A 25,674-nucleotide genomic window follows, 5' to 3' on the forward strand; every position below is an offset into this window, starting at 1 on the left:
TATATAATAATACAAAAAAAATACAATATACTAATAAAATCTTTAATAATATACTTAAGCAATATATATTAGATAGCGATATAAACGGTAATATTACATATACTTTAGATGATGGCAAAGAAAAGTATTTTTATATGAATAAAATTTCACTGAATGATGAACAAGAAAATTTGATTATTTTAAAAGATATCACTAGCCAAAGGGCTTTGATTAATAAAATGAATTTGGCAAAACAAAAGTACGAGTTATTTGTAGATATAATTTCAGAGGCTGTGTTCGTGTTAGATTATAATACAAAAAAAATAAAATATACTAATAAAAGCTTTAATAATATACTTAAGCAAAATAAATTAGATATAGTAGATGTATATTATTTAATTAAAAACTCAGATTTAAATTACTGTGATCTATCGTTTAGTATGAAATTTGAAAAGAAAAAAATAAAAAATTCTTTAAACGAGGATGTATATTTGGAATTTGCAAATATGATTTTAAATATAAATCAAAAGAATATAGTAATAGGAGTTTTTAGAGATATTACTGAGGAGGTTAAAAATAAAATACTAAACAAAAAAATCAGAGAAGAAGCATATACTAGAAAATTAAAAAACGATTTTTTAATAAATTTATCTCATGAGCTTAAAACACCTACTAATTTGATATATCTTAAGAATCAGCTTACTAGAAGTATTTGCGATAAAAATAATGATATAGGATATAAAACGGTTCGTTTTTTAAATAGAGAGCTAGAAAATATAAATATATTGATTGAGTTGATAGATAGTATAATCTCTATGGAAAAATTAGATATGGATTTTTATGATGATGATAAAAATTTTTACAATATTTATTAGGATTTTAAATAATTTATATAAAGGGAATTGTGTTATGGGCATAATTCCCTTTTATTTGTAAAAATTTATTTATTATGTATATACATAGAAAATATGGAAATAATATCTATAAAAAGGAATGGGTGTGTTGAATAAAAGAAGTGGATTTACAACATTAGAATGTATTATAAGTATGTCTATTTTATCGATAATAATTTATATGATGACATTTTCTATAAGCAATAGCTTTAACTTGCTAGATAAAAATCAAGAGTATTTAAATATGTTAAATCTAGCTCAAAATTACTTAAATGAAGCTAAATACGATGTGAAATACAATCAAAAATACGATGTAGATGACCAGGTTTTTAATGTAGACGATTTTCAAATAAATAAGAAGGTTATAAGAGAAGAAAATTACTATAATTGTTATCAAATTGTATTAGAGGTCAAATCATCAAATAGGAGTGTAAAATTACAATCATATGTTACGAAAAAATAATGGATCAATTTTAATTATGACGGTATTTGTATTTTTATTGGTAAATATAATTGCAATCAGCTGTTCAGCTTTAATACTTAGCAACAATAAATATGCAAAATACGATTACGAAGAGGCATATATTAAGGAGCAATGCCTGAGTAAAATAGAATTAATTTATTCAAATATTTTAAAGGAGGTGGAGCTAGCCTTAGATAAAAGCGATGGCTATGACAGTTTTGAAAATTATTTTACAGAAAATAATTCTTGTGATTTTATAAATAGGATAAGTGATATATCAGATGCTTCACTAGAGGATACAAGATGTAATATAAATAAGGTAGATTCTTATAATGTTGAGGACAGTATTTATTATAAAGTGGTAAGTGAAGTAGAATACAAGCAATTTGACAAAGCTTTTGTTGCATATATAAAAATAAAAAATCCATTTTTAAAAGAAAAAGACAGTGAAAAAACAGATCAAAATGAAATCACAGAATCAGAGGAAAATAATATAGACGAAGCTACAGATAAAAATAAAGAATATAAAAAGCAAATAAAACCTAGTGATTTAGTTGTGGTATTTAATTGTGAGGAGGTCTAAGCTATGAAAAAAGAAGGAATGTGACTTTAGTAGAAGTTTTAATTGGAATAACACTGTTGGCTTTAATATGTACAATAGCATTTTCAAAATTCGACTTGGATAATTATAAAGTAAATTCATTTATAAGACAACTCAATAGTGATATTAGATATGTAAGAAGTGTAAATAAATTGGGAAATAATAAAGTATACATAGCTTTTACAAAGCAAAATAACTGTAGTGGATATGTATTAATAGAAAATGGGTCTAATACAAAAAGTGTGTTTTTACCTAAAAATATCAAATTAAGCTACCCTATAAGTAAAATAATGTTTGATCATCAAGGTGCTTTTTATATGGGAGGTACTACTATAAGTGTGGGAAATGATAAAAATTACACGGAAATAACAATAGTACCTGTAAGTGGCCGCGTTTTAATTAAAGAAGGTATATATAAATGAAAAGAGGATATGTATTATTAGAAGCTATGGTATCTTTGTCTATAATGTTGATTATTGTTACGTGTTTATATGGAGTTATTGTCACTGCTCATAAGGCTAAAAATAATATTGAAGATAGGGTTGAATTGAGTCAACAAATAGAGGAGATGGATTATCAAATCAAAAATTTAATTGAAGGATGCGTAAATATAATAAATATAACTACTGTAAATAAAAATGTAATAAATAACTTAGAATATAATCAAGTATACGATGTTTCTTCTATAAAGCTCAATTTTAAAACTGAAGAGAACAAAGATGATTTAAATTTAAAAAATAAAGAAATTAGCTTGAAAGAACAAAAAAATAAATTATTTGTAAATTCACTTATGGATAATAATTCTAGTGAAGTTGGTGGATATGAAATTGGAGATTATGTAAAACATGTATATATCAAATTAGAAAATCCAAAGCTTGTATCTATCGTATTATCTCTTCAAAAAAACGATGTAGCTTTAGAAAAAGAAATAAAGTTGTATATAAGATACGATTATAATATATGAAATAATAAAAAAAAGTACAAACCTTGGGGAGATTTGTACTAAGCTTATTGGGGAATATTTTTAAATATAAATAATTTAAAAATATTTACATTTTGTATGGGATTTATATTTATCTAATATTTATTATTTATTTTATGATTATATTTTATACCAATATAATATATAAAACAAATTATTAATAATAGCTATATCTATAGAATATATTTATAGATTAATTATAAGTGTTTCAAAAATATTGCGTAGCTTGTTTGAGCTGAGTACTTAAAATTTTACATTATGAATTTTTAGAATAAAGATTTTATTATTGATAAATATCGCGAATTTATTTATACTATATTAATAGGTATGTTTATTTGTGTACTAACTTTAGAATTTCTAAAGGATTGATTATTATTTTTTATATTTTTTAAGATTATTAAAGGATGACTTGTAAATTAGCTTAAGTCATCCTTTCTTTTTAGAAATTATTATAATGTATAGTTATCAATTACAAAAGATTTGAAATTCTCCGCAATAGGTGTCAAAGTTTTGTCTTTTAATAATGCAAGATAAAAATTTCTTTCCCAAGTAGGTGATGATATATCAATAGTTTTTACATTCATGAATTTAAGTATAGGCATATAAGGAACTATTGCAATTCCAAAATTATTAGATACTAATCCAGCAATAACCTGATCTTCTTCTATTTCATATGCAATTATAGGTTTTTTTCCGATAGTGTCAAATAAATTATCTATAATTGATCTTAAACCACTTTTTTGGCTAAATACAATTTGAGGATATTCAATTGTCTGTTCAAGTGTAACTGAATCATACTCACTTAAAGGATGATCAGATGGTACTATCAAAACAAGCTTTTGGGTTGATACGGGTATAAATTCAATATTTTTTTCTTTTTCGCATTTAGAGCAGAATATCATATCGTACTTTTGTTCTTTTAAAGATTTTATAAGGTCTGAGGTAGTAGTTTCCGTAAAAAAATTAAAGTTAATTTTTTTATCTTTATTGCTTTCAATGTAATTTTTTGTTAATTTTGGGACAAAATTAGTACCTAGAGTACGTAAAAAGCCTAAATCTATATAACCTTCTCCGTTACTTATTGATTTTAGCTCGAGAATGCTGTCATCTAATATTTTTAAAGATTCTTGAACTCTTTCTAAAAATATCTTGCCACACTTTGTTAAAGCAATATTACGCCCTTCCTTCTGAAATAATGTTACACCGAGTTCTTTTTCTAGTAAAGAAATAGCATGACTTAGACTAGGTTGTGTGATACAAAGTTCTTCAGCTGCTTTAGTGTAGTGTTCTAGCTTGGCTAAAGTAACAAAATATCTTAAATGATATAAATTCAAAAATATTCCTCCTTTTTATAGAATATCGCTTATTAAATTGAAATTTTGTACGTAATTTCAATTTATATCTTTTATATATAGAAAAATCATTATATATAAAAATAGTACATACAATCCATAGAGAGTTATAAAATTTATACTTTAAAATTTTAAATAAATGATTTATTGTAGTTATTTATTTGAAGTATAGATATTATAAAACTAATATACTAGAAATTATATATAAAATCAATGGATTGATAGATTATTATCAATTAGTCACGGCAAAAATACTATGATAATATTTAGACATAAGATAAATCAAAGAAAAAAGTAAAATAAAAAGATAAACTATTAACAATAAAAACAAGGGGGATTAAGAATATGTCAAAACAATATCCATTGACAGTTAGTTCTTATACATTAGGAACAAAGGTAACTTTTGAAGAAAGAGTAATCGCAGCTAAAAATGCTGGATATGAAGGAATAGGTTTAAGAGCAGAAAACTATATAGCAGCATTACAAGAAGGATTACACGATGAAGATATTTTAAATATCCTAAAAAAACACGATATGAAGGTAACAGAAGTAGAATATATAACTTTATGGGCAGATGATGAAAGAAGCTTAGAACAACAAATGAAAGAACAAATCTGCTTCAAAATGTGTGAATTATTTGGTGTTAAACAAATAAACTGTGGTTTAATGGAGAATTATTCAATAGAACATACAGCTCAAAAATTAAAAGAATTATGTCAAAGAGCTGGTGACATAATAATCGGTGTTGAACCAATGCCATATAGCGGTATACCTGACTTAGAAAAAGGATGGAAGGTTGTAGAAGCATCTGGATGCGATAACGCTAAAATAATATTAGATACTTGGCACTGGGTAAGAGCTAATCAACCTTATGAAAAAGTAATAGATATGATACCAGCAGATAAAATAGTATCAGTTCAAATAAACGACGTTCAAGCTAGACCTTATGCAAAAGAAGTATTAAGAGATGAATCAATGCATGACCGTGTTGCACCAGGATGTGGATATGGAGATACAGCAGGATTCTGTAAGATGTTACAAAAGAAAGGTGTAAAACCAAATGCAGTAGGCGTAGAAGTTATATGTGATGAATATGTAGAAAAAGGTGTAGATTTTGCAGCTAAATACACATATGATAATGCAGTAAAAGTATTAAAAGAAGCTTGGCCAGAAGTTTTAGCTTAATATAAAGATTAAAATGCACAATGATAAATAGATAAATAATAGATAGAATAACAGAAAAATATAAAATACTAGGAATTAAAAATCTTACAAATTAAAATTAACTTAAAGAGAAGAGGTATTAATTATGAGTTTTGAAAATATGTTTAAACCAATACAAATAGGTCCTATGACTGTACCTAACAGATTTGTTGTTCCACCAATGGGAAATAACTTTGCAAATACAGATGGAAGCTTAAGTGAAAGATCTAAAAACTACTATGCTGCAAGAGCAAAAGGTGGATTCGGTCTTATAACTATAGAATCATCTGTTGTATACTACAAATCAAAAGGTGGTCCAAGAAAACCTTGTCTATTCGATGACAGTGTAATAGATAGCTTCAAAAATGTAGTAGATGCTTGTCATGCTGAAGGTGCAAAGGTTTCTGTACAACTTCAACATGCAGGTCCAGATGTAAATCAAGAAATCGCTGGATATCCAATAGTAGCAGCTTCACCAATCCCAGCAAAGGATGGTCATCCAACTCCAGCAGTATTAACTACAGAAGAAATATATGACATAATAGAAGCTTATGGAGATGCAGCACTAAGAGCTATGAAAGCTGGAATAGATGCAGTTGAACTTCACTGTGCTCATGGATATTTAGTAAGTACATTTATATCACCAAGAACTAATAAAAGAGTAGATGAATTTGGTGGATGTTTTGAAAATAGAATGAGATTACCTCGTTTAATAATAGAAAATATAAGAAAGAAAACAGAAGGAAAAATAGCTATCTTAGCTAGAATAAATGCACAAGACGACATTTTAGGTGGACTTACTCTACAAGATAGTACAGCTGTAGCAGTTTACTTAGAAGAAGAATGTAAAGTAGATGCACTACATGTATCTCGTTCTACTCACTTACATGATGAATGCATGTGGGCTCCTACTACAGTACATGGAGGATTCTCTTCTGATTTAGTAGCAAGTATAAAAGAAGTTGTAAACGTACCAGTAATAACTGTTGGTCGTTTCACTGAACCACAATACGCTGAAATAATGGTAAGACAAGGAAGAGCTGACTTAGTAGCATTTGGACGTCAAAGCTTAGCAGATCCAGAAACTCCAAACAAAGCTAGAGATGGTAAATTAGAACTTATGACACCATGTATAGCTTGTTTACAAGGTTGTGTTCCAAACATGTTCCAAGGGAACCCAATAACTTGTTTAGCAAATCCACTATTAGGACGTGAAGGCGAATTAACTATGGCCAAAGAACCTAAAAACGTATTAGTTATAGGTGGTGGAGTAGGCGGTATGGAAGCTGCTTGGGTAAGTGCTCTAAGAGGTCACAAAGTAACATTAGTAGAAAAATCAAATACTTTAGGTGGACAAATCAGACTTGCTGCATACCCACCAGGAAAAGGTGATTTAACTAATTTAGTTCGCAGCTTTATAGCTAAATGCAATGAAGTAGGAGTAAAAATATTATTAAATACAGAAGCAACTGAAGATTTTGTAAAAGAAATGAACCCAGATGTAGCAATAGTTGCTACAGGAGCAACTCCATTAATATTACCAATACCAGGTATCAATGATGTAGGTGTAATAAATGCTATAGATTTATTAGATGGTAAAAAAGCTTGTGGTACAAAAGTTCTAGTTGTAGGTGGAGGAATGGTTGGTGCCGAAACAGCAGAATTTTTGGCAGAACAAGAACACGAAGTAACAATAATCGAATTTAAAGATAAAATAGCTGGTGATGTAGGTAAAGAACATAGAAAATTCATCATGGAAGCATTTGACAAACATCATGTAGTTAGCATAACTGGAGCAAAAGTAGCAGAATTCTATGAAGATGGAGTTAAATACGAATTAGCAGATGGTTCTGTAAAAGAAGTTAGAGGATTTGACTCAGTTGTACTTGCAATGGGATCTAGAAATTACGATCCAATAAGTGAATCAATAAAAGACATAGTAAAAGAAACTTATGTTATAGGTGATGCAGTAAGAGCTAGAAGAGCTTTAAATGCAACAGGAGAAGCACTAGACGTAGCATTAAGTATATAATTTGTTAAATAATTACACTTAAAATATAGTTTTTAGCTATATATTGGTTGAATGTTGCAAAAGTTAATTTTGCGACATTCTTCACCAATATATACTAATAAATTTAAATGAAAACAAATTCGGAGGAATAATAAAATGGAAATATCAGGAAGAACAGGATTATTAGGATTAATAGGAACACCAGTAGGACATTCAGGATCACCTGCAATGTACAACTACAGCTTTGAATTATTAGATTTAGATTATAGATATTTAGCTTTTGATATACCTGTAGAAAAAACAGAAGATGCAGTAAATGCTTTTAGAACTTTCAATATGAAAGGTGGAAATGTTACAATGCCTTGTAAAGGTGAAGTAGCTAAATATATGGACGAATTATCTCCAGCTTCTCGTATAATAGGTGCTTGTAACACAATAATAAATGACAACGGAAAATTAATAGGTGACATTACAGATGGTAAAGGTTATGTAAGAAACTTAAGAGAAAATGGTGTAGATATAAAAGGCAAAAAAATGACTATAATGGGTGCAGGTGGAGCTGCAACTGCTATACAAGTTCAAGCAGCACTTGATGGAGCTAGAGAAATATCTATATTCAACAAAAAAGACGACTTCTTTGCAAGAGCTCAAAAGACTGTTGAATCTATAAAAAGAGAAGTTCCAGATTGTGTAGTAAATTTATACGATATAGACGACACTGAAAAATTATACGCTGAAATAGCTACAAGTGATATATTAACTAATGCTACATTAATAGGTATGAAACCTTATGATGGAGAAACTAATATAAAAGATACAAGCGTATTTAGAAAAGATCTAGTAGTAACAGATGTTGTTTACAACCCAATCAAAACTAAAATGATATTAGATGCAGAAGCAGCTGGTTGCAAAGCTATAGGTGGAAAAGGAATGTTATTATACCAAGGGGTAGAAGCATTCAAATTATTCATGGGACAAGAAATGCCAGTTGAACAAGTAAAAGCTAAATACTATTCTGATTTATAAAATTAAAAATAGGAGGATGCTATAATGGAAAAAATTAATTATAAAAAATATTATCCTACAGCTGCTGCCTTATACTTTACATACTTTATACATGGTATAGGAGCTTCTATATTAGGACAATATAAACAAGATTTTGCATCAATGTGGGGAGCAAAATTACTAGAAGACGGAACTTTTGATGTAAGTATGGTAGTTTCTGTAATCGCAGCACTTGGACTTGGACGTTTAATATCTCTTCCATTCTCAGGACCGATATCTGATAAATTCGGAAGAAGAGTTAGTGGTATTATAGGTGTTATTTGTTATGCATTGTATTTAGGTGGGATAGTATTCTCTCCAAACATGGCAGTAGGTTATGCGTTTGCTATAGTAGGTGGTATAGCTAACTCATTCTTAGATACTTGTGTATCACCATCATGTATGGAAATATTCCCAGAAAATGGATCGATAGCAAATATGTTTACTAAATTCTCAATGTCTATAGCACAATTCTTATTACCATTTGGTATAGGTTTTGTAGCTACAAGCATGTTACCATTTAAAACAATATTCTTAATCGCAGCAGCAGCAATAGCAGTAGATGGTATATTAATAGCTATATTACCATTCCCTAAAGCAAATGCTACAGCTGATGATGAAGGCAAAAAAGAAGTTAAAAAAGAAAAAATGAAATTTACTCCAGCAAGTATAGCTTTAATATGCATAGGATTTACTTCTTCTTCAACTTTTATGATATGGTTAAACTGCAACCAAGAATTAGGTAGATTATATGGACTTGCTGATCCAAGTAAAATACAATCATTCTATGCATTAGGAACAGTATGTGCAATATTAGTTTCATCAGTATTAATCAAAAAAGGATTAAAAGCAGCTAGAATACTTATAATATATCCAGCAATATCAGCAGCAATGCTTATAGCTATATACTTTATAAGAATACCTTCTATATGTTTAGTTGGTGGATTCGTATTAGGTTATGCAGCAGCAGGTGGAGTACTTCAACTTTGCGTATCAACTGCAAATGAAATGTTCCCTAAAGACAAGGGTAAGATAACTTCAATTGTTATGATCGCATCAAGTGTTGCAAACTACACTATATTAAATGTTGCATCTTACTTAACTAAGGTTGGTGGAGCTACTAACGGACCAACAAACGTTGTTTTACTTAACGTAGTAGTCACAATAATAGGTGTATTACTTGCAATTTATGTAAATGTAGAAAGTGATAAAATGGAAAAACTTGAAAAAGCAGCCTAATTTATTTAAAAGCACATAAATATAAAATAGACTTTGATACTTATTAATTTAAGTTTTAAGGTCTATTTTTTTTAGAAAAATATCGAATAAATTAAAATTCTTTAATAAATTATGGGAAATAATAGTATTTGTAAATTAAAGTATGTTGTTTTTAGAATAATTAGAAATAAATTATAAAAAATAAAGTATAAGAAGTAAATTTTGAATTTAAAATACTCAGAAAATAGCGAATTTTGCTTAAATAAAAAAAATCTAGATTGACAATTTATTTAAATTAGATAAAATTTAATATAAATAAAGAAATAAAATGTATTTTCTAAATTGAATCAGGAGAATATATATTTATTAATACTTAAATGGAGGTAATGAAATGATTAGAAAAGATCTAAGCAAATTATATAGCTATTTCTATTTTATGTTCTGGGGCTTTTATTTTAGCGCTGGCTATTTTTATTGCAATAATATAAAAAATAAATCTTTTCTAATGAGTTCTAAATTGACCTACATTTAATATAAAATTTTAAAATTAGGTAAATAATTTTTATTTATAGAAGGAGAACTCGTGGGAGTTCTCCTTTTTTAAATATTAAGGTAGTTGTAGGAGGATAATATGAGTAGTATAAGTTCAAAAACAAAGGTTTACAGTGTTATAGGTCATCCAGTTAGTCAAAGTTTTTCACCTAAGATACACAATTATTTATTTGAAAAATACGGTATCGATGCAGTCTATGTAAGCTATGACGTAGACCCTGATCATGTAGGTGAGGCTATAAATGGAATAAGACATTTAGGCATAATGGGTACTAATGTGACAATACCTCACAAGATAGAAGTCATGAAATACTTAGATGAAATAGACGAAAAGGCGAAGTTATTTGGGGCAGTAAATACTATCAAAAATGTAGATGGAAAGCTATACGGCTACAATACAGATGGAACAGGGCTTACTAAATCACTTAAGGATGCAAGTGGTGAGACAATGGATGGTAAAAAGGTCTTAATAATAGGTGCAGGTGGAGCATGTAGAAGTATTGCAATACAGCTTGCTATAGAAAATGCAGCTTCAATAGAAATAGTAAACAGAAGTATCGAAAAAGCTCAATCAATAGTAGATACAATAAATGAACATTTTGATACAAAGGCAATTGCTACGTCTAAAGTCATAACTCAAAAGGACATAGATGATGTAGATGTTTTAATAAATACTACACCAATAGGAATGGGAACTGATGAGTCACCGATAGATACATCTTTAGTGCCACCTAAAAATATGATAATAGCAGATGCCGTTTATAAGCCTCATGAAACAGCTTTTATCAAGTGGGGCCTTAAACACGATTTAAAAATAGCTTACGGCATACAAATGCTTATCAATCAAGGAGTGCATTCTTTTAGCATATGGACAGGAGTTACTCCTACATTAGAGGATACTCAAAATATATTAAAAATATTCTTAGAAGAACAAAAAGAAAATAAATAAAAAAATTCCCTATTAAGAAATAAGGAATTTAAGGTGTATAAATATTGTTTAAAATTGTTTTGGTAAGTAGGCTGCTTATTTTAAGGGATGTATTTAAGCAGCCTATAAATATATTATTAATATTCTAATTTAAATTAAATTGGGGAAAATAACTTATTTAGAATATTTTAAACATAAATATCAAGATAATCGTGTTTAGTTAGAGTATTTATGATGTTTCTTCCTTCTTCAACACCTTCTATTATACGTCTAGCTCTAACACTATCTCCTATAGATATTACTTCTACATCTGTATTAGAATATTCTTCTTTTAAAGCTTCTAGTACAGGATTGTTAGATCTCATTCCTAAGCATACAAATCCATAGTCAAATTCTAAATCTTCTAATCTTCCATCTGGATGTTCAACTAAGAAAGAATTATCTTTTACTTCAAGTAAACGAGTGCTAGTAAGTTGTTTTACTCCATGTTTGTTTAATAAGTCGAAAGTACCAACCTTTGGTACTGGATCTATTCCATTTCCTATGATTGGAGCCATTTCAACTATAGAGCATTCAGCATTTCTTGGAGCGAAGAATTCTGCAACGTCAAGACCAACTGCTCCACCACCTATTATGACAACTTTTTTACCAGTTAAATCTTCTGGATAGTTTTCTACATTGTTTATCATATCTAATATAGAGAATACTTTAGAGTTTTCTTTAGCCATTACTTCATGAAGACCTTTTATTGGAGGTAGTAATGGAGAAGAACCTGTAGCATTAACTATTAAGTTTGGTCTTAGATTTTTTATAAATTCTACACTAGCTTCAGTATTTTTAAATATATATAAATTTTCTAATTTTTCAGCTCTATTTATTAGATATTTAGGGAAGTCGTATAATCTCTTTTTGTCTGGGATTTTTGAGATTTGAGTAGCAAGACCACCTAAAACGTCTTTTTTCTCAATTAAGAATGTAGTACATCCAACTTCGGCAGCTGTACATGCAGCTTCAAGACCTGCAGTTCCTCCACCTATAACTACTACATTACAAAGTCTTTTAACCTTTTGTTTTTTATAAAGCTCATCTTCGTTTACAGATGGGTTTACAGTACATCTTATAGGTCTATTTATACCAATTCTGTTACCTGCACAACCTATATTACAAGATATACATTTTCTTATTTCATCTTCTTTGCCTAATTCTACTTTATTTACCCAGTTAGGATCAGCTATAAGTCCACGACCCATACCTATTAAGTCGGCATCTCCTCTTTCTAATATGTCTTCAGCTACTTGAGGATTTCTTATGTTACCCATTGTTATACAAGGTTTACCGAATTTTTCTTTTACTGCTTTTGCTAAATAAGATCTCCAACCGTCTTTTAAGTAGTTAGCATCTATTTGGTATTGTATTGATCCGTTAAGAGCAGCAGATACGTCGAATATATCTACTTCATCGTTTAAGTATTCTAGATATTCTAGGCAATCGTCGATTGTATTACCGCCTTCCATAAATTCATCAGCACTTAAACGTAATAATATCGGGAAGTTAGGTCCTACATTTTTTCTAACTTCATCTATTACAAGTCTTGCAAAACGAGTTCTATTTTCTACAGATCCACCGAATTCATCAGTTCTCTTATTGTATAAAGGTGATAAGAATTGACTTATTAAATAAGAATGTCCTGCATGAATTTCTACTGCATCAAATCCTGCTATTTGAGCTCTCTTAGCTGCTTCACCGTATTTTTTAACTATTTCATATATTTCTTCTTTTTCAAGAGGTCTAGGGATTTCTCCGCCTGCTTTTGAAGGTATATTTGAAGAAGAAACTGGTTGCATTCCTGTTCTTGAAGACATTGCAGATGCTCCAGCGTGATTTATTTGTATAGCTATTTTTGTTCCGTATTTGTGAACTCTTTCGCAAAGTTTGAATAATCTAGGTAGATAACTATCGTGGTCTATACGAAGTTGTGAAGTACCATTTGATCCTTGAGGAGAAAATACGCTTGCATTTTCTACTATTATAAGTCCAGTACCGCCTTTTGCTCTTTGTTCATAGTAATTAATATGTAAGAAACTCATTTCTCCATTTTGTTCACCATAGTTTGTACCCATTGGCATCATTACGATGCGGTTTTTTAAATTCATATGTTTTACTGTTAAAGGTGAAAATATATTTTTGTATTTGTGTGCCATTTTAAAACCTCCATAAATCGTATTTTTATTGATTATTATTTTTAATTTCTGTTTTGTTTGTTATTTTTTTATTTAAGATTATTTTAACAGTATTTATTTAAAATAACTAATAGCACTTTTTCTTATAAATTATAGATAAAAATAATAGAAAAATGTTTTTTTGAAAAAAATACTTATAAATTATATTAAAATAAATATTTCTTTGGTTTTTAGATAAATTTTTAAATTTATAAAAAAAATCTAAAAAAAATAGTATTTATATAAATTTTATTTATAGTTTTTAACTATATAAAAAATAAATTAATCACTTAAAAAATCGAAATATATATTGTATATTAATAATTAAGAAAGATTGATAAAAAATTTAAAGGAGATATTATGAATTTAAATCATTTACAATATTTTGTTAAATTAGCTCATTTAGAGCATTATACTAAAGCAGCTAAGGATTTATCTATAACACAGCCTAGCTTAAGCCATGCTATTTCTTCCTTAGAAGAGGAGCTTGGAACTAAGCTATTTGAAAAACAGGGAAGAAATGTAGTTCTTACAAAGTATGGAAAGATATTTTTAAAATATGTAGAAAAATCTTTAGACTATCTTCAAGAGGGAGTAGATAAAACAAAGGCTTTGACTTGTTCTACAAGTGGAGTTATAGATCTAGGGTATATATATACTTTAGAGGCGGAATTTGTGCCTATGATAGTTAGAAGGTTTTTAGAGGAAAATGAAGATAAGAATTTTGGATTTACATTTTCATCTTCAAATACGAAGTCTATTATAGAAGGTCTAAAAAGTGAGAGATTTGATATAGGATTTTGTTCGATGGTAGAAGATGAAAATAATGTGGAATTCATAAAGATAAAAGAAGAAGAATTAGTAGTTGTAGTTCCTAAAAATCATGAATTATCTAAGTACAAAGAAATTGATTTGATAAAAACTGTGGGATATAAACATATAGCTTTCACTAAATCAAGTGGATTGAGACCTGTAATAGACAATTTATTTAAGCAAATAAATAAGAAGCAAGATATATCTTACGAAGTTGAAAAAGACGATTCCATGGCAGGATTAGTTGCAGAAAATTTTGGAATTGCTATAATGCCGAATATTCCTTTCTTAAAGTATTTTAATGTTGATGTAATCAAATTAAAAAGTCCTATATACAGTAGAAATATATATATGGCTAAGTTAAAAAATAAATATGTATCGCCGGCAGTAGATCAATTTAGTAAATTTGTATTAAAAAATTGCAATAACTTATAGTAAATATATTGATGTATACAATATATAAAATTGTATTTTATATTAAATTATAATTTTTTTGGTATAATACTACTTAATGATTTTAATATTGGAAGGGAGATTTTAGGAGTATGAGTTATTTAAAGGTTAGAAATGTAGAAATAGGAAAGGGAACCCCAAAGATAATTGTACCAATTTGTGATAAAACAAAAGAAGAAATATTAAAAACAGCAAAGAAATTTTCTATTATACCAGTAGATTTTGATATACTAGATATCGACATCGTTGAGTGGAGAGTTGACTGGTATGAATACTACAATGATTGTGAAAAGATTGAAGAAGTGCTTGAAGACCTTAGAAAAATATTAAAAAATATACCACTTATATTCACAATAAAGACTAATAAAAGTCATGGAGAGGCAGACATAAAAGTAGAAGATTATGTGAATATATATAAAGAAGTTTGTGCAAGTAAATTAGTCGATATTATAGATATTGAAGACAGTATTGGAAAGGATAATATGAAGGATATAATTGAATTTGCTAAGGATATGGGAACATATGTAATTGCAACTAATCATAATCTAACACATACTCCATCAAAGGCAGAAAGCATTGAAACAGCTAAAGAGTTAGAAGATATGGGAGCTGATATTATAAAAATAATAGCATCTCCACACAGCAAGTTAGATGTAGTTGAACTATTAGAGACAACGATTATTTTATCAGAGCATATAGTGAAGACTCCTATATGCGCAATATCAGTAGGTGAAAAGGGTGGCCTTAGTAGAATTTGTGGAGAATTTTTTGGCTCATGTATAACTTATGGTGTCAATAGAAAGAAAAGTGCTCCAGGACAGCCTAATATTGAAGATTTAAGTAATTTACTGAAATTAATACATAAAAATGTTGAAGCATAGAAGGATTATTAAACTATAGATAAAATGCATAAAAAATAGCCGATAAATCAATTAGACTAAAATATAATTTAGGTTTACTATCAAAATAAAACTAATTAAAAAGGGGAAAGAAAATGAAGAATATTGAAAGTACTAGACAAAAAATTAGTGAATGTGATAGTAAAATAATAGAACTTTTAACAGAGAGAATGAATTATATTGAAGATATAATCGCCTATAAAAAAGAACATGGTCTACCTATACTTCAAGAAGAATTCGAAGCTCAAAAAGAAGTAAGCTTAATGAAACAAGTAGAAAAAAATAAATTTCAAGATGAAATATTAGATGTATTTAGATATATTGTAGATAATGGTAAAAAAATACAAGCTAAAAACTTGTTCTCATATAATATATTCCTAATTGGATTTATGGGTGTTGGTAAAAGTACAGTATCTTCTTATTTAGGTCATATGCTAGCTATGGAGGAAATAGAAACAGATGCCCACATTGTTAAAATGGAAGGTATGACAATAAATGAAATGTTTAGTAGACGTGGAGAAGAGTATTTTAGACAATGTGAAACTAATACGCTTATATCTTTAAAACAAAAGAAAAATACTATCATATCATGTGGTGGTGGTATGGCACTTAGAGATATAAACGTAGAATATATGAAACAAAGTGGGAAGGTAGTACTACTTACAGCATCTCCAGAAACTATATTTGAACGTGTAAGATACAGCAACGAAAGACCTATATTAAATGGCAATATGAATGTAGACTTTATTTCTGATTTAATGAAAAAACGTGAGCCTAAATATTTAGCTGCAAGTGATATTATAGTATCTACTGATAATAAGACAATTAATGAAATTTGCGAAGAAATAGTTAGTAAACTTATAAAATCAGAATAATATGTTTAAGCTTTAGTTACTAGGTAATAATTTAATTATTATTTAGTAACTTTTTTTGATTTCTAATTAAAAAATAAAAGCATAATCTCGAAATTTGTTTGTAAAAGATAATAAAATTAAAGCGAAAAATAAAGAAGATTAAAAAATAAAGAAAATTAAAAAATTAGTTTTTTAATTTGTTTGAAATATTGAAAATACTTTAATATATTGCTATAATTTAGTAAAATACAATTAGGTAAGGTGGGTACACATGAACAATATAGAAAAAATAAGAGCAAAAATAAGTATGTATGATGATGAAATTATAAAAATTTTATCAAAAAGAATGGATTGTATCGATGAAATAATAGAATACAAAAAAGAAAATGGTATGCCAATACTACAACCTGAATACGAAGGTAAAAAAGAAATAGCACTATGTAAAAAATTAAAAGATAACAAATACCAAGATGAAATAATGAACGTATTTAGATATGTAGTTAAAAACGCTAAAAAATATCAAGCTAAAAACTTATTCCCATATAATATAATGTTAATAGGATTCATGGGATGTGGTAAGAGTACTATAGCAAATTACTTAAGTCATATACTTGAAATGGAAGATTTAGAAACTGATGATTTTATAGTAAAAAGAGAAGATATGACAATAAATGAAATATTCCAAAGAAAAGGAGAAGACTATTTCAGAACTTGTGAAACTAATGCATTAAAAGAACTACAAACTAGACAAGGAATAATAATTTCTTGTGGTGGTGGAATGCCAATGAGAGATGAAAACGTAGATTTAATGAAACAAAATGGTAAAATAGTATTACTTACAGCTACTCCAGAAACTGTATACAACAGAGTAAAATACAGCAACCAAAGACCATTATTAAATGGAAATATGAACGTTGAATACATAAGCGATTTAATGGCAAAACGTCAAGATAGATATGAATCTATAGCAGATATAGTAGTAAGCACAGATGACAAACCTATACATGTTATAGCAGAAGAAGTAGTAAGTAAATTAGCTACTTTATAATATTAAAAGTATTAAAAGAAAAAAATCCTTTCTTTATTATATAATTTAGGAAGGATTTTATAATTTTTGAATAAATATTTTATATAGAGTCAAAATTATAATATATAATCAACTAAAATATCTAAAAACTTGTTTAGTTAAGATAATTTATGATATTATAGTATATATGATAAATCAAAATATATATTATAACTTGACAATTTGAGTGACATATATATAATAAAAATGATAAAACATAAGAAATTTATTTAGATGGAGGAATAATAATGGTAACAGCAGGAGATTTTAGAAAAGGTGTAACTTTTGAAAAAGATGGTCAACCATGTTTAGTAGTTGACTTCCAACACGTTAAACCAGGAAAAGGTGCAGCATTCGTAAGAACAAAATATAAAAACTTAAAAACAGGAGCTATAAGAGAAGAAGCTTTCAACCCAAGTGATAAATTCCCAAAAGCAATAATAGAAACAAAACAAATGCAATATTTATATAATGACGGTGAATTATATTACTTCATGGATGAAGAAACTTTTGATCAAATACCACTAAACTATGATCAAGTTGAAGATGCTATAAAATTCTTAAAAGAAAATGAAGTAGCTACTATAAGATTCTACCAAGGACAACCATTCCAAGTAGAAGCTCCAAACTTTGCAGAATTAGAAGTAACAGAAACTGAACCAGGAATAAAAGGTGATACAGCTAGTAACGTTACTAAAGCAGCTACAGTAGAAACAGGAGCAGTAGTTCAAGTACCTTTATTCATAAATGAAGGAGATAAAATAAAAATAGATACTAGAACTGGAGAATATTTATCAAGAGTTTAATATTTTAGCATAAAAAAAGCTTATATATCTAATATTAATGGTATATGAGCTTTTTTAAAACATATTAGTAAGTCTTTATTCTAAAGATTTTAAAAAAATGCAAAGGAGAGATTTATCATGAAAAAACTAGGTGAAGAAGTTGCATATTTAAAAGGTTTAGCTGAAGGATTAGATATCGATGATAAGACTAAAGAGGGTAAAATGATCTGTAAAATTGTCGACGTATTAGATAGTTTTGCCGGCATAGTACAAGATTTAGAATATTCAGTAGAGGATTTAGAAGACCAAGTAGAAGAACTAGAATATGAAATAGAAGAATTACAACAAGAAGTAGAAGACTTAGAAGAATGGTTGTACGATGAAGATGACGACTATGAAGAAGATGAAGATGACTACGACGATGAATATGATGAAGATGAAGATTATGAAGAAGATGATTTAAGCTATATAGAAATGGAATGTCCAAACTGTTCAGAAGTTGTAGAAATCGATGAAGAATTACTATTTGATGATTCAGTAGATGTAGTTTGTCCAAACTGCCATGCTGTAATATTATCTTCTGAAGACGACTGTGATTGTGGCTGCGGATGTGGTTGTGAGGATGACGACTATGAAGATGATTGTGGTTGCGGTTGTGGCTGTGAAGACGGAGATGACGGTTGTAATTGCTAATAATGAATGTTTAGTTTAAAAAGCACCTATGAAGTTCAAATCTTCATAGGTTTTTTAAAGTAAATATGTTTTAATTACAATGCGACCGGAGATAAATTTAATAAACTAATTAATAATTTAGATGGAGGATACTTAATGAAGATAAATAGAAAAATATTAAATAATATAGAGATGTTTGAAGAAAAAATAAATTATAAATTTAACAATAAAGATTATATATTAGAGGCTTTAACACATAGTTCTTATTCAAACGAAAATAAGAACTGTCCTTTTAATGAGAGACTAGAATTTTTAGGAGATTCAGTTTTGAGTATAGTAATAAGTGACTATCTATTTAAAAAAGAAAAAAATTTACCAGAGGGAGAGCTTACTAAGATAAGAGCCAATATAGTTTGTGAGGAATCTTTAAGTGAGATATCTCAAAATATACATTTAGGTAAATATATGCTTTTAGGAAAGGGAGAAGAGGCTACAGGTGGTAGAGATAGAATATCAATACTTGCAGATGCTTTAGAAGCTGTTATAGCAGCTATTTATCTAGATGGAGGGATGGAGCCTGCGAGAGACTTTATTTTAAAATACATGGATAAGATAATAAATGATTCTATAAAAGGTAAGATATTTAGAGATTACAAAACATGTTTGCAAGAAGTACTACAAAGCAACGGAGAAAATAACATTTGGTATAAATTAGTAGACGAAAAAGGACCAGACCATAATAAAACATTCGTTATGGAGGTCGGTATAAACGACACTGTTTTAGGAAGAGGAGAAGGCAAGAGTAAAAAGGATGCAGAACAAGTTGCAGCAAAATGTGCACTAGATAAAAGATTATAAGTGGAGGATATTTATATGAAAAAGAGAATAATACCTATATTCGTTCCTCATAGAGGATGTCCTCACGATTGTATCTTTTGCAACCAAAAGAAAATAACAGGAGTGAGTACTGAGGTTACAGCAGAAGATGCTAGAAATATAATAGAGGAATGTTTAAAAACTATAGATAAAGATACTGATGTGGAGATAGCGTTTTTTGGAGGAAGCTTCACTGCTATAGAAGAGGAATGCCAAAATGAATTACTAGCAGTTGCAAAGGAATATGTAGATAGAGGTCTAGTACACGAGATTAGAATGTCTACTAGACCGGATTGTATAAGCGACAGGATTTTAGAGAGATTAAAAAAATACAAATCTAGTATAATCGAGCTAGGCGTTCAATCTATGGATGAAAAGGTGCTTATAGATAGTTTAAGAGGGCACGATATAGATTCAGTAATAAAAAGCTCTAATTTAATAAAAAAACACGGCATAAAGCTAGGATTACAGATGATGGTGGGACTTCCTTCTGATACAGAGGAAAAATGTATAAATACAGCTAGAGAATTTATAAAATTAAAACCAGACTGTGTAAGAATATATCCTACATTAGTAGTTAAAGATACTGGACTTGAAACTCTTTTAGCAGAGGGAAAATATACGCCGTTTACTCTAGAAAAGTGTATAAATATTGTAAAAAAACTATTGGTTTTATTTTATGTAAACGATATAAATGTAATTAGAGTAGGACTTCAAGCTACAGACGATATACAATTAGGTAAAGGCGTCGTAGCAGGACCTTATCACCCTGCCTTTAGAGAGCTTACTGAAAGCGAAATGATAAAGGACTTCTTAGATTACGTTGTTTTAGAAAATAAAATAGAAGGGAATTTAGTTGTAAAGACAAACAATAAAAATATTTCTAAAATAATTGGAAATAAAAAATCAAATAAAATATATATGAAACAAAAATACAATATAAATCTAAAGACATTTCCAGAAGATTTACCAAAAGAAGAGATAATTATATCTTCAGACAAGGGAGAGTTTTCTGTTAAGATGGATCAAATTTACGATAAATTACTAGAGATATATAACCTTTAATATTGAAGGGAGATGAAAGCGTGCATTTAAAGAGACTGGAATTAAAGGGATTTAAGTCTTTTCCAACAAAGACAGAGATAAATTTTAACGAAGGAATAACAGCGATTGTAGGACCAAATGGAAGTGGAAAAAGCAATATATCCGATGCAGTAAGATGGGTTTTAGGTGAGCAAAGTATAAAAAGTCTTAGAGGAGACAAGCTAGAAGACGTTATATTTGCAGGTACAAATGATCAAAAGCCTATGAATTACTGTGAAGTAGCTCTAACTATAGACAATAGTGATGAAAAATTAGATATAGATTTTAGTGAAGTTACTATAAAGAGAAGAGCCTATAGAAATGGAGAGAGTAGTTTCTTTTTAAATGACAAAGCGTGTAGATTAAAGGATATAAAGGAATTACTACTAGATACAGGAATAGGTAAGGATGGATATTCTATTATAGAACAGGGAAAGGTAGACGAAATTTTGAGCAATAATCCTGTCAATAGAAGAAAAGTTTTCGACGAGGCTTGTGGAATATCAAAATACAGATATAAAAAGCTAGAAGCAGAGAAGAATCTAAAAAATACTAAGGAAAATCTAGAGAGAATAGAAGATATTTATATAGAAATAGAAAACAGAATAAAGCCTCTTTTTAACCAACAAAAAAAGGCCCTTAAGTATTTAGATCTTAGAGAAAACTTAAAAAAGCTCGAAGTAAATAATTACATCATAGAAATTAAAAAGATAGACCAAGAATTAGCTGAGATTACAAAGCATAAGGCAATACTTGTAAAGGAATTAAATGAAAAAGAAGAAATAAGAGTAAAAATGGAAAAAAATATAGATTTGACTAGTGAAGAAATCGAAAAGCTAGAGGAAAATATAGCTAGATTAAATGAATATATAGAATCTATAAAAAATGTAATAAACCAAAATGACTCTCAAATTTCTTTGATAAACGAGAGAATTAGTAATTCAAAACTTAATATAGAAAACAATCAAAAAACTCTAGATGATTTTAAAGTTAAGCTAAAAGAAGACAACAGTAAATTAATAGAGTTAAAGCAAAAAAGAGAAGTAGAAAAAAAAGAAATTGAGGTGTTAGAACGAGATATCTCAGAAATTGAAAAAGAAAGCAACGAAAAAGAACAAAAATTAAATGAATTAAATAAAAATATAGAGCTACTTAAGGATAATATAATTACTTATTTAAATGAAAAACAAGAATTAAGTAATAATTTATCGACTTTAAGTGCAAATACTGAAAATATCAATCTTAGAAGTGAGACTATTGAAAATAATATTTTAGAGATAAAAGCTTCATTAGAGGAAAAAAATTCTATCTATAGACAAAAAGAAGAAAATGTAATCCAAATGAAAAATAATTTAAATGAAAAGACATCTTCTTTGAGTGGTTTTAAAAACGATTTAGAGGATTACAAAAATCAAAATAAAAATATAGATATAAAAATACAAAACAACAACTACACTCTAAAAGAATGCTCTTCAAAGCTTCAAATATACGTAGATATGGAAAGGCATTATGAAGGCTTTAATAGAGGAGTAAAGGAAGTACTAAAAAATAAAAATTTATCTGGAATATGCGGTGCATTAGGACAGGTTATAACTACTGATGAAAAATACGAAAAGGCTATAGAAGCTGCTTTAGGAGCTTATATGCAAAATATTATAACAGTAGACCAATACGCTGCTAAAAATGCGATAAATTACCTTAAAAAAAATAATCTAGGTAGAGTTACTTTTCTTCCTATGAATGTAATTAAATCTAAAAAAATAAATGAAAATACTATAAATTCTAAGACTGAATATATAAAAATAGCGAGTGATTTAGTATCATTTGATGAAAAGTACAGAGATATAGTTGAAAATATATTAGGTAGAACTATAGTAATAGACAACATAGACAATGGAATTAAATTCGCGAATGAAACTAATCATAGATTTAAAGTAGTAACTTTAGACGGAGATATATTAAATCCAGGAGGATCTCTAACTGGAGGTAGCTTAAAGACTAGCGCTAATATCCTTTCTAGAAAGAGACTTATAAAGGATTTTGAAGATAAAATAGAAAAAATAAAAATAGAAAATCAAGAAAATGTTAGGTCTAAGGAGTTGATTTTAAACTCAATTAAAGAAGTAAAAGAAAATATATTGAGAAGTGAAGAAGAAATAAACGACCTTGAAAAGGACATTGTAAAACAAAACACTAAGCTTAAATCAATCGATTATGAAATAGCTTCTTTAAATGAAAATATAAACAAGCTAGAAAAAGAAAAAACTGGTCTTAGCTCAAATTTAGATTATACTTCTAATAAAATAAAGACGATTGAAGAAAAAATAAAAGAAATCGAGTTAAAGGAAGAGGAAAATAAAAGACAAATCGAAAATTTAACTAATATTAAAGAACTTCAAAGCTCTGATTTTGAAGAAGAAAAGAAAAAAATAGAAAATTTAAAATTAGATTTTGTTCAAAAAAGTGAAATATTTAAATCTACAGATTATGAGATAAAAAGAATTGAGGGTGAAATAAACTATAGAACGCAAAAAATTAGCGAGAGCAGCGATACTATAAAAAAACTACAAAAAGAAATAGAGGATTTGCAAAGTAAATCTAAAATTCAAAAAAGAGAAAGCGACAATTTGAACAAGCAATTGAGCGAAAAGCATAAAGAGCTAGATGGTAAAAATCAGACCAAAGCTAAGCTTAAAGAGACAATAGCTGATTTAAACAAAAAATTAAAATCATTTGAAAGACAAAACATGGAGCTTAGACAAAGTGAATTTAAAATAGACTCAAAAATAGAGAGGTTATCAGCAAACAAGGAAAATTACACAAATAGGCTGTTTGAGGATTACGACTTAACTTATGTAAAAGCATTAGAATTAAAAGACGATTCTATTGAAATAAATAAAAAAATACTTGAATCGATAAAAAGAGAGATAGCAAGCCTTGGAAATGTAAATATAGACTCTATACAAGAGTACAAGGAGACTAAGGAGAGATACGATTTCTACAGCGAGCAAAAGACTGACTTAGAGGAATCTATAAGCGCTATAGAAAAAATTATAAGCGAGCTAGAAGTAAATATGAAAGTTCAATTTAAAGAACAATTTAAAAAGGTAAATGAAAATTTCAAATATGTATATAAAAGGTTGTTTGGAGGAGGAGAAGGAGAGCTTACTATTGTAGATGAGGACAACATACTTGAAAGCGACATACAAATAACAGCAAAACCACCTGGAAAGAAGATGAAAAATTTAAACCTTCTATCAGGAGGAGAAAAGGCACTTACAGCTATAAGTATATTATTCGCTATAATACTTGCAAAACCGACGCCTTTCTGTATATTAGATGAAATTGAAGCGCCATTAGATGATGCAAATATATTTAGATTTGGAGAGTATTTAAAAGAATTATCAAGTGATACCCAGTTTATAGCGGTAACACATAGAAGGGGTACAATGGAGGCTGCCGACTATATTTACGGTGTAACTATGGAAAAGAAGGCAATATCAAAGGTTATCAGCCTAAATCTTAAGGAAGCGCATAAAATGGCAGACATAATATAAAAATGGAGGAAGAATATGTTTAAGAAGCTTTTTAATTTTGGAAAAAATAAAAAAGAAGAGGTAAAAGAAGAAGTAGAAAATGTAAATGAAGACTCAATAGAGGAAGGGACTTTAGAAGAAGAACAAGAAGTAGAAGAAACACCACAAGTTGAAGAATCAGTAGAAATTGAAGAACCAGTAGAAGAGTTAAAACAAGAAGCTGCTACACAAGAGTTAGAATTAGAAGATGAAATACAAGAGGATGTAGATGAAACTTGTAATTTACAAGAAGAAACAGTTCAAGAGGTTGAAGAAGCTGAAATAGTAGAGGAACAACCAAAAAAAGTCAGCTTATTTGATAGATTAAAGCAAGGTCTAACAAAGGCAAAACAAGGAATAACTGATAGAGTAGATGAAGTATTAAAATCTTACACTAAAGTAGATGAAGAGCTTCTAGAAGACCTAGAAGAAGTTTTAATAACTGCTGATGTAGGTGTAAATACTACTATGGAAATAATGGAAAAACTAGAAGATGCTATAAGAAGTAAAAAAATAACTGATCCACAAGATGTAAGAGAAGAATTAAAATCTATAGTTGAAGAAATTTTATCAAAGGATGATACTAAACTAGATGTATCACATAGCCCAACTATAATACTTATGGTAGGTGTAAATGGTGTAGGAAAAACTACTACTATAGGTAAGCTTGCATATAGATATAAATCTGAAGGTAAGAAAGTACTTCTTGCAGCAGGAGATACATTTAGAGCAGCTGCTATAGACCAATTAGAGGTATGGGCAAATAGATGCAACGTAGATTTAATCAAACATCAAGAAGGTGCAGATCCAGGAGCAGTAATATTCGACGCTATAAAAGCATCTAAGGCTAGAGGAATAGATGTATTGATTTGCGATACAGCAGGACGTCTACACAATAAATCAAACTTAATGAACGAATTAGGTAAAGTATTTAAAATAGTAGATAGAGAATATCCAGAAGCTAAAAAAGAAGTTCTACTAGTAGTAGATGCTACAACTGGACAAAATGCTGTATCACAAGCAAAGAGCTTCAAACAAGTTTGTGATATAACAGGGCTTGTGCTTACTAAATTAGATGGAACAGCAAAGGGTGGAGTTATCCTAGCTGTTAAATCTGAAGTAGATGTAGCTGTAAAATTAATAGGTGTAGGGG

At 28.6% G+C, this 25,674-nt stretch carries 22 protein-coding genes; 20 read left to right on the forward strand and 2 right to left on the reverse strand.

Going from position 1 to position 25,674, the window contains the following annotated elements:
- The 5 genes from MR593_RS02765 to MR593_RS02785 all read left to right on the forward strand — a co-directional run.
- Positions 1-854 (forward strand): hypothetical protein (locus tag MR593_RS02765; RefSeq protein WP_290686741.1); only part of this gene is annotated, 854 nt, incomplete at its 5' end.
- Between the two features lie 127 nt (positions 855-981).
- Complete coding sequence (locus tag MR593_RS02770; protein ID WP_290686742.1) at positions 982-1,335, forward strand: hypothetical protein; 354 nt, start codon at positions 982-984, stop codon at positions 1,333-1,335.
- A complete protein-coding gene (locus tag MR593_RS02775) occupies positions 1,319-1,918 on the forward strand; it encodes a hypothetical protein (protein ID WP_290686744.1) in 600 nt (199 codons plus the stop codon). Before MR593_RS02770 ends, MR593_RS02775 begins: the two co-directional genes overlap by 17 nt.
- A 20-nt stretch (positions 1,919-1,938) precedes the next feature.
- Complete coding sequence (locus tag MR593_RS02780; protein ID WP_290686745.1) at positions 1,939-2,358, forward strand: hypothetical protein; 420 nt, start codon at positions 1,939-1,941, stop codon at positions 2,356-2,358.
- The gene (locus tag MR593_RS02785; RefSeq protein WP_290686746.1) at positions 2,355-2,900 is read left to right on the forward strand and encodes a PulJ/GspJ family protein; all 546 of its coding nucleotides are present in this window, start codon (positions 2,355-2,357) and stop codon (positions 2,898-2,900) included. The genes MR593_RS02780 and MR593_RS02785 overlap by 4 nt, the downstream gene beginning before the upstream one ends.
- A gap of 467 nt (positions 2,901-3,367) precedes the next feature.
- On the opposite strand, the gene MR593_RS02790 is transcribed toward MR593_RS02785, so the two are convergent.
- Positions 3,368-4,252, reverse strand: a complete 885-nt coding sequence (locus MR593_RS02790) for a LysR family transcriptional regulator (protein WP_290686747.1) — start codon at positions 4,250-4,252, stop codon at positions 3,368-3,370.
- Between the two features lie 363 nt (positions 4,253-4,615).
- Between MR593_RS02790 and MR593_RS02795 the strand changes: the two genes are divergently transcribed.
- The 5 genes from MR593_RS02795 to aroE (MR593_RS02815) all read left to right on the forward strand — a co-directional run bounded on the left by MR593_RS02795 (position 4,616) and on the right by aroE (MR593_RS02815) (position 11,247).
- Entirely contained in the window at positions 4,616-5,455 is an 840-nt protein-coding gene (locus MR593_RS02795; RefSeq protein WP_290686748.1) for a sugar phosphate isomerase/epimerase family protein, read from the forward strand.
- Between the two features lie 124 nt (positions 5,456-5,579).
- Positions 5,580-7,505, forward strand: coding sequence for an oxidoreductase (locus tag MR593_RS02800; protein WP_290686749.1), 1,926 nt, complete (start codon positions 5,580-5,582; stop codon positions 7,503-7,505).
- Between the two features lie 135 nt (positions 7,506-7,640).
- Positions 7,641-8,510: a shikimate dehydrogenase gene (aroE, locus tag MR593_RS02805; protein ID WP_290686750.1), complete on the forward strand. Its 870-nt coding sequence runs from the start codon at positions 7,641-7,643 to the stop codon at positions 8,508-8,510.
- 24 nt (positions 8,511-8,534) lie between these two features.
- Positions 8,535-9,767 carry an MFS transporter gene (locus MR593_RS02810; protein ID WP_331474724.1) on the forward strand — a complete coding sequence of 411 codons (1,233 nt, stop codon included), beginning with the start codon at positions 8,535-8,537 and terminating at the stop codon, positions 9,765-9,767.
- 610 nt (positions 9,768-10,377) lie between these two features.
- Positions 10,378-11,247: a shikimate dehydrogenase gene (gene aroE, locus MR593_RS02815; RefSeq protein WP_290686751.1), complete on the forward strand. Its 870-nt coding sequence runs from the start codon at positions 10,378-10,380 to the stop codon at positions 11,245-11,247.
- Between the two features lie 167 nt (positions 11,248-11,414).
- Here aroE (MR593_RS02815) and MR593_RS02820 read toward each other — a convergent pair whose 3' ends face one another.
- Positions 11,415-13,427: an NAD(P)/FAD-dependent oxidoreductase gene (locus tag MR593_RS02820; RefSeq protein ID WP_290686752.1), complete on the reverse strand. Its 2,013-nt coding sequence runs from the start codon at positions 13,425-13,427 to the stop codon at positions 11,415-11,417.
- A 378-nt stretch (positions 13,428-13,805) separates the two neighbouring features.
- Between MR593_RS02820 and MR593_RS02825 the strand changes: the two genes are divergently transcribed.
- The 10 genes from MR593_RS02825 to ftsY all read left to right on the forward strand — a co-directional run.
- Complete coding sequence (locus MR593_RS02825) at positions 13,806-14,693, forward strand: LysR family transcriptional regulator (protein WP_290686753.1); 888 nt, start codon at positions 13,806-13,808, stop codon at positions 14,691-14,693.
- A 110-nt stretch (positions 14,694-14,803) separates the two neighbouring features.
- Positions 14,804-15,592 carry a type I 3-dehydroquinate dehydratase gene (aroD, locus tag MR593_RS02830; protein ID WP_290686755.1) on the forward strand — a complete coding sequence of 263 codons (789 nt, stop codon included), beginning with the start codon at positions 14,804-14,806 and terminating at the stop codon, positions 15,590-15,592.
- Positions 15,593-15,705: 113 nt separating this feature from the next.
- A complete protein-coding gene (locus tag MR593_RS02835; RefSeq protein ID WP_290686756.1) occupies positions 15,706-16,485 on the forward strand; it encodes a shikimate kinase in 780 nt (259 codons plus the stop codon).
- A 250-nt stretch (positions 16,486-16,735) separates the two neighbouring features.
- Positions 16,736-17,512 (forward strand): shikimate kinase, encoded by a 777-nt coding sequence (locus MR593_RS02840; protein WP_290686757.1) that lies wholly within the window; start codon positions 16,736-16,738, stop codon positions 17,510-17,512.
- A 266-nt stretch (positions 17,513-17,778) separates the two neighbouring features.
- Positions 17,779-18,336 carry an elongation factor P gene (efp, locus tag MR593_RS02845; RefSeq protein WP_290686759.1) on the forward strand — a complete coding sequence of 186 codons (558 nt, stop codon included), beginning with the start codon at positions 17,779-17,781 and terminating at the stop codon, positions 18,334-18,336.
- 117 nt (positions 18,337-18,453) lie between these two features.
- Complete coding sequence (locus MR593_RS02850; RefSeq protein WP_290686761.1) at positions 18,454-19,008, forward strand: CD1247 N-terminal domain-containing protein; 555 nt, start codon at positions 18,454-18,456, stop codon at positions 19,006-19,008.
- Positions 19,009-19,143: 135 nt separating this feature from the next.
- Positions 19,144-19,845, forward strand: coding sequence for a ribonuclease III (gene rnc, locus MR593_RS02855; protein ID WP_290686762.1), 702 nt, complete (start codon positions 19,144-19,146; stop codon positions 19,843-19,845).
- Between the two features lie 15 nt (positions 19,846-19,860).
- The gene (locus MR593_RS02860) at positions 19,861-20,928 is read left to right on the forward strand and encodes an elongator complex protein 3 (RefSeq protein ID WP_290686764.1); all 1,068 of its coding nucleotides are present in this window, start codon (positions 19,861-19,863) and stop codon (positions 20,926-20,928) included.
- A 20-nt stretch (positions 20,929-20,948) separates the two neighbouring features.
- Positions 20,949-24,503: a chromosome segregation protein SMC gene (gene smc, locus MR593_RS02865; RefSeq protein ID WP_290686765.1), complete on the forward strand. Its 3,555-nt coding sequence runs from the start codon at positions 20,949-20,951 to the stop codon at positions 24,501-24,503.
- Between the two features lie 15 nt (positions 24,504-24,518).
- A partial coding sequence (ftsY, locus tag MR593_RS02870; RefSeq protein ID WP_290686767.1) for a signal recognition particle-docking protein FtsY occupies positions 24,519-25,674 on the forward strand: 1,156 nt, incomplete at its 3' end.

It is taken from the genome of Intestinibacter sp. (genome assembly GCF_022780145.1).
In the GTDB taxonomy this organism is placed as follows: Bacteria; Bacillota; Clostridia; order Peptostreptococcales; family Peptostreptococcaceae; genus Intestinibacter.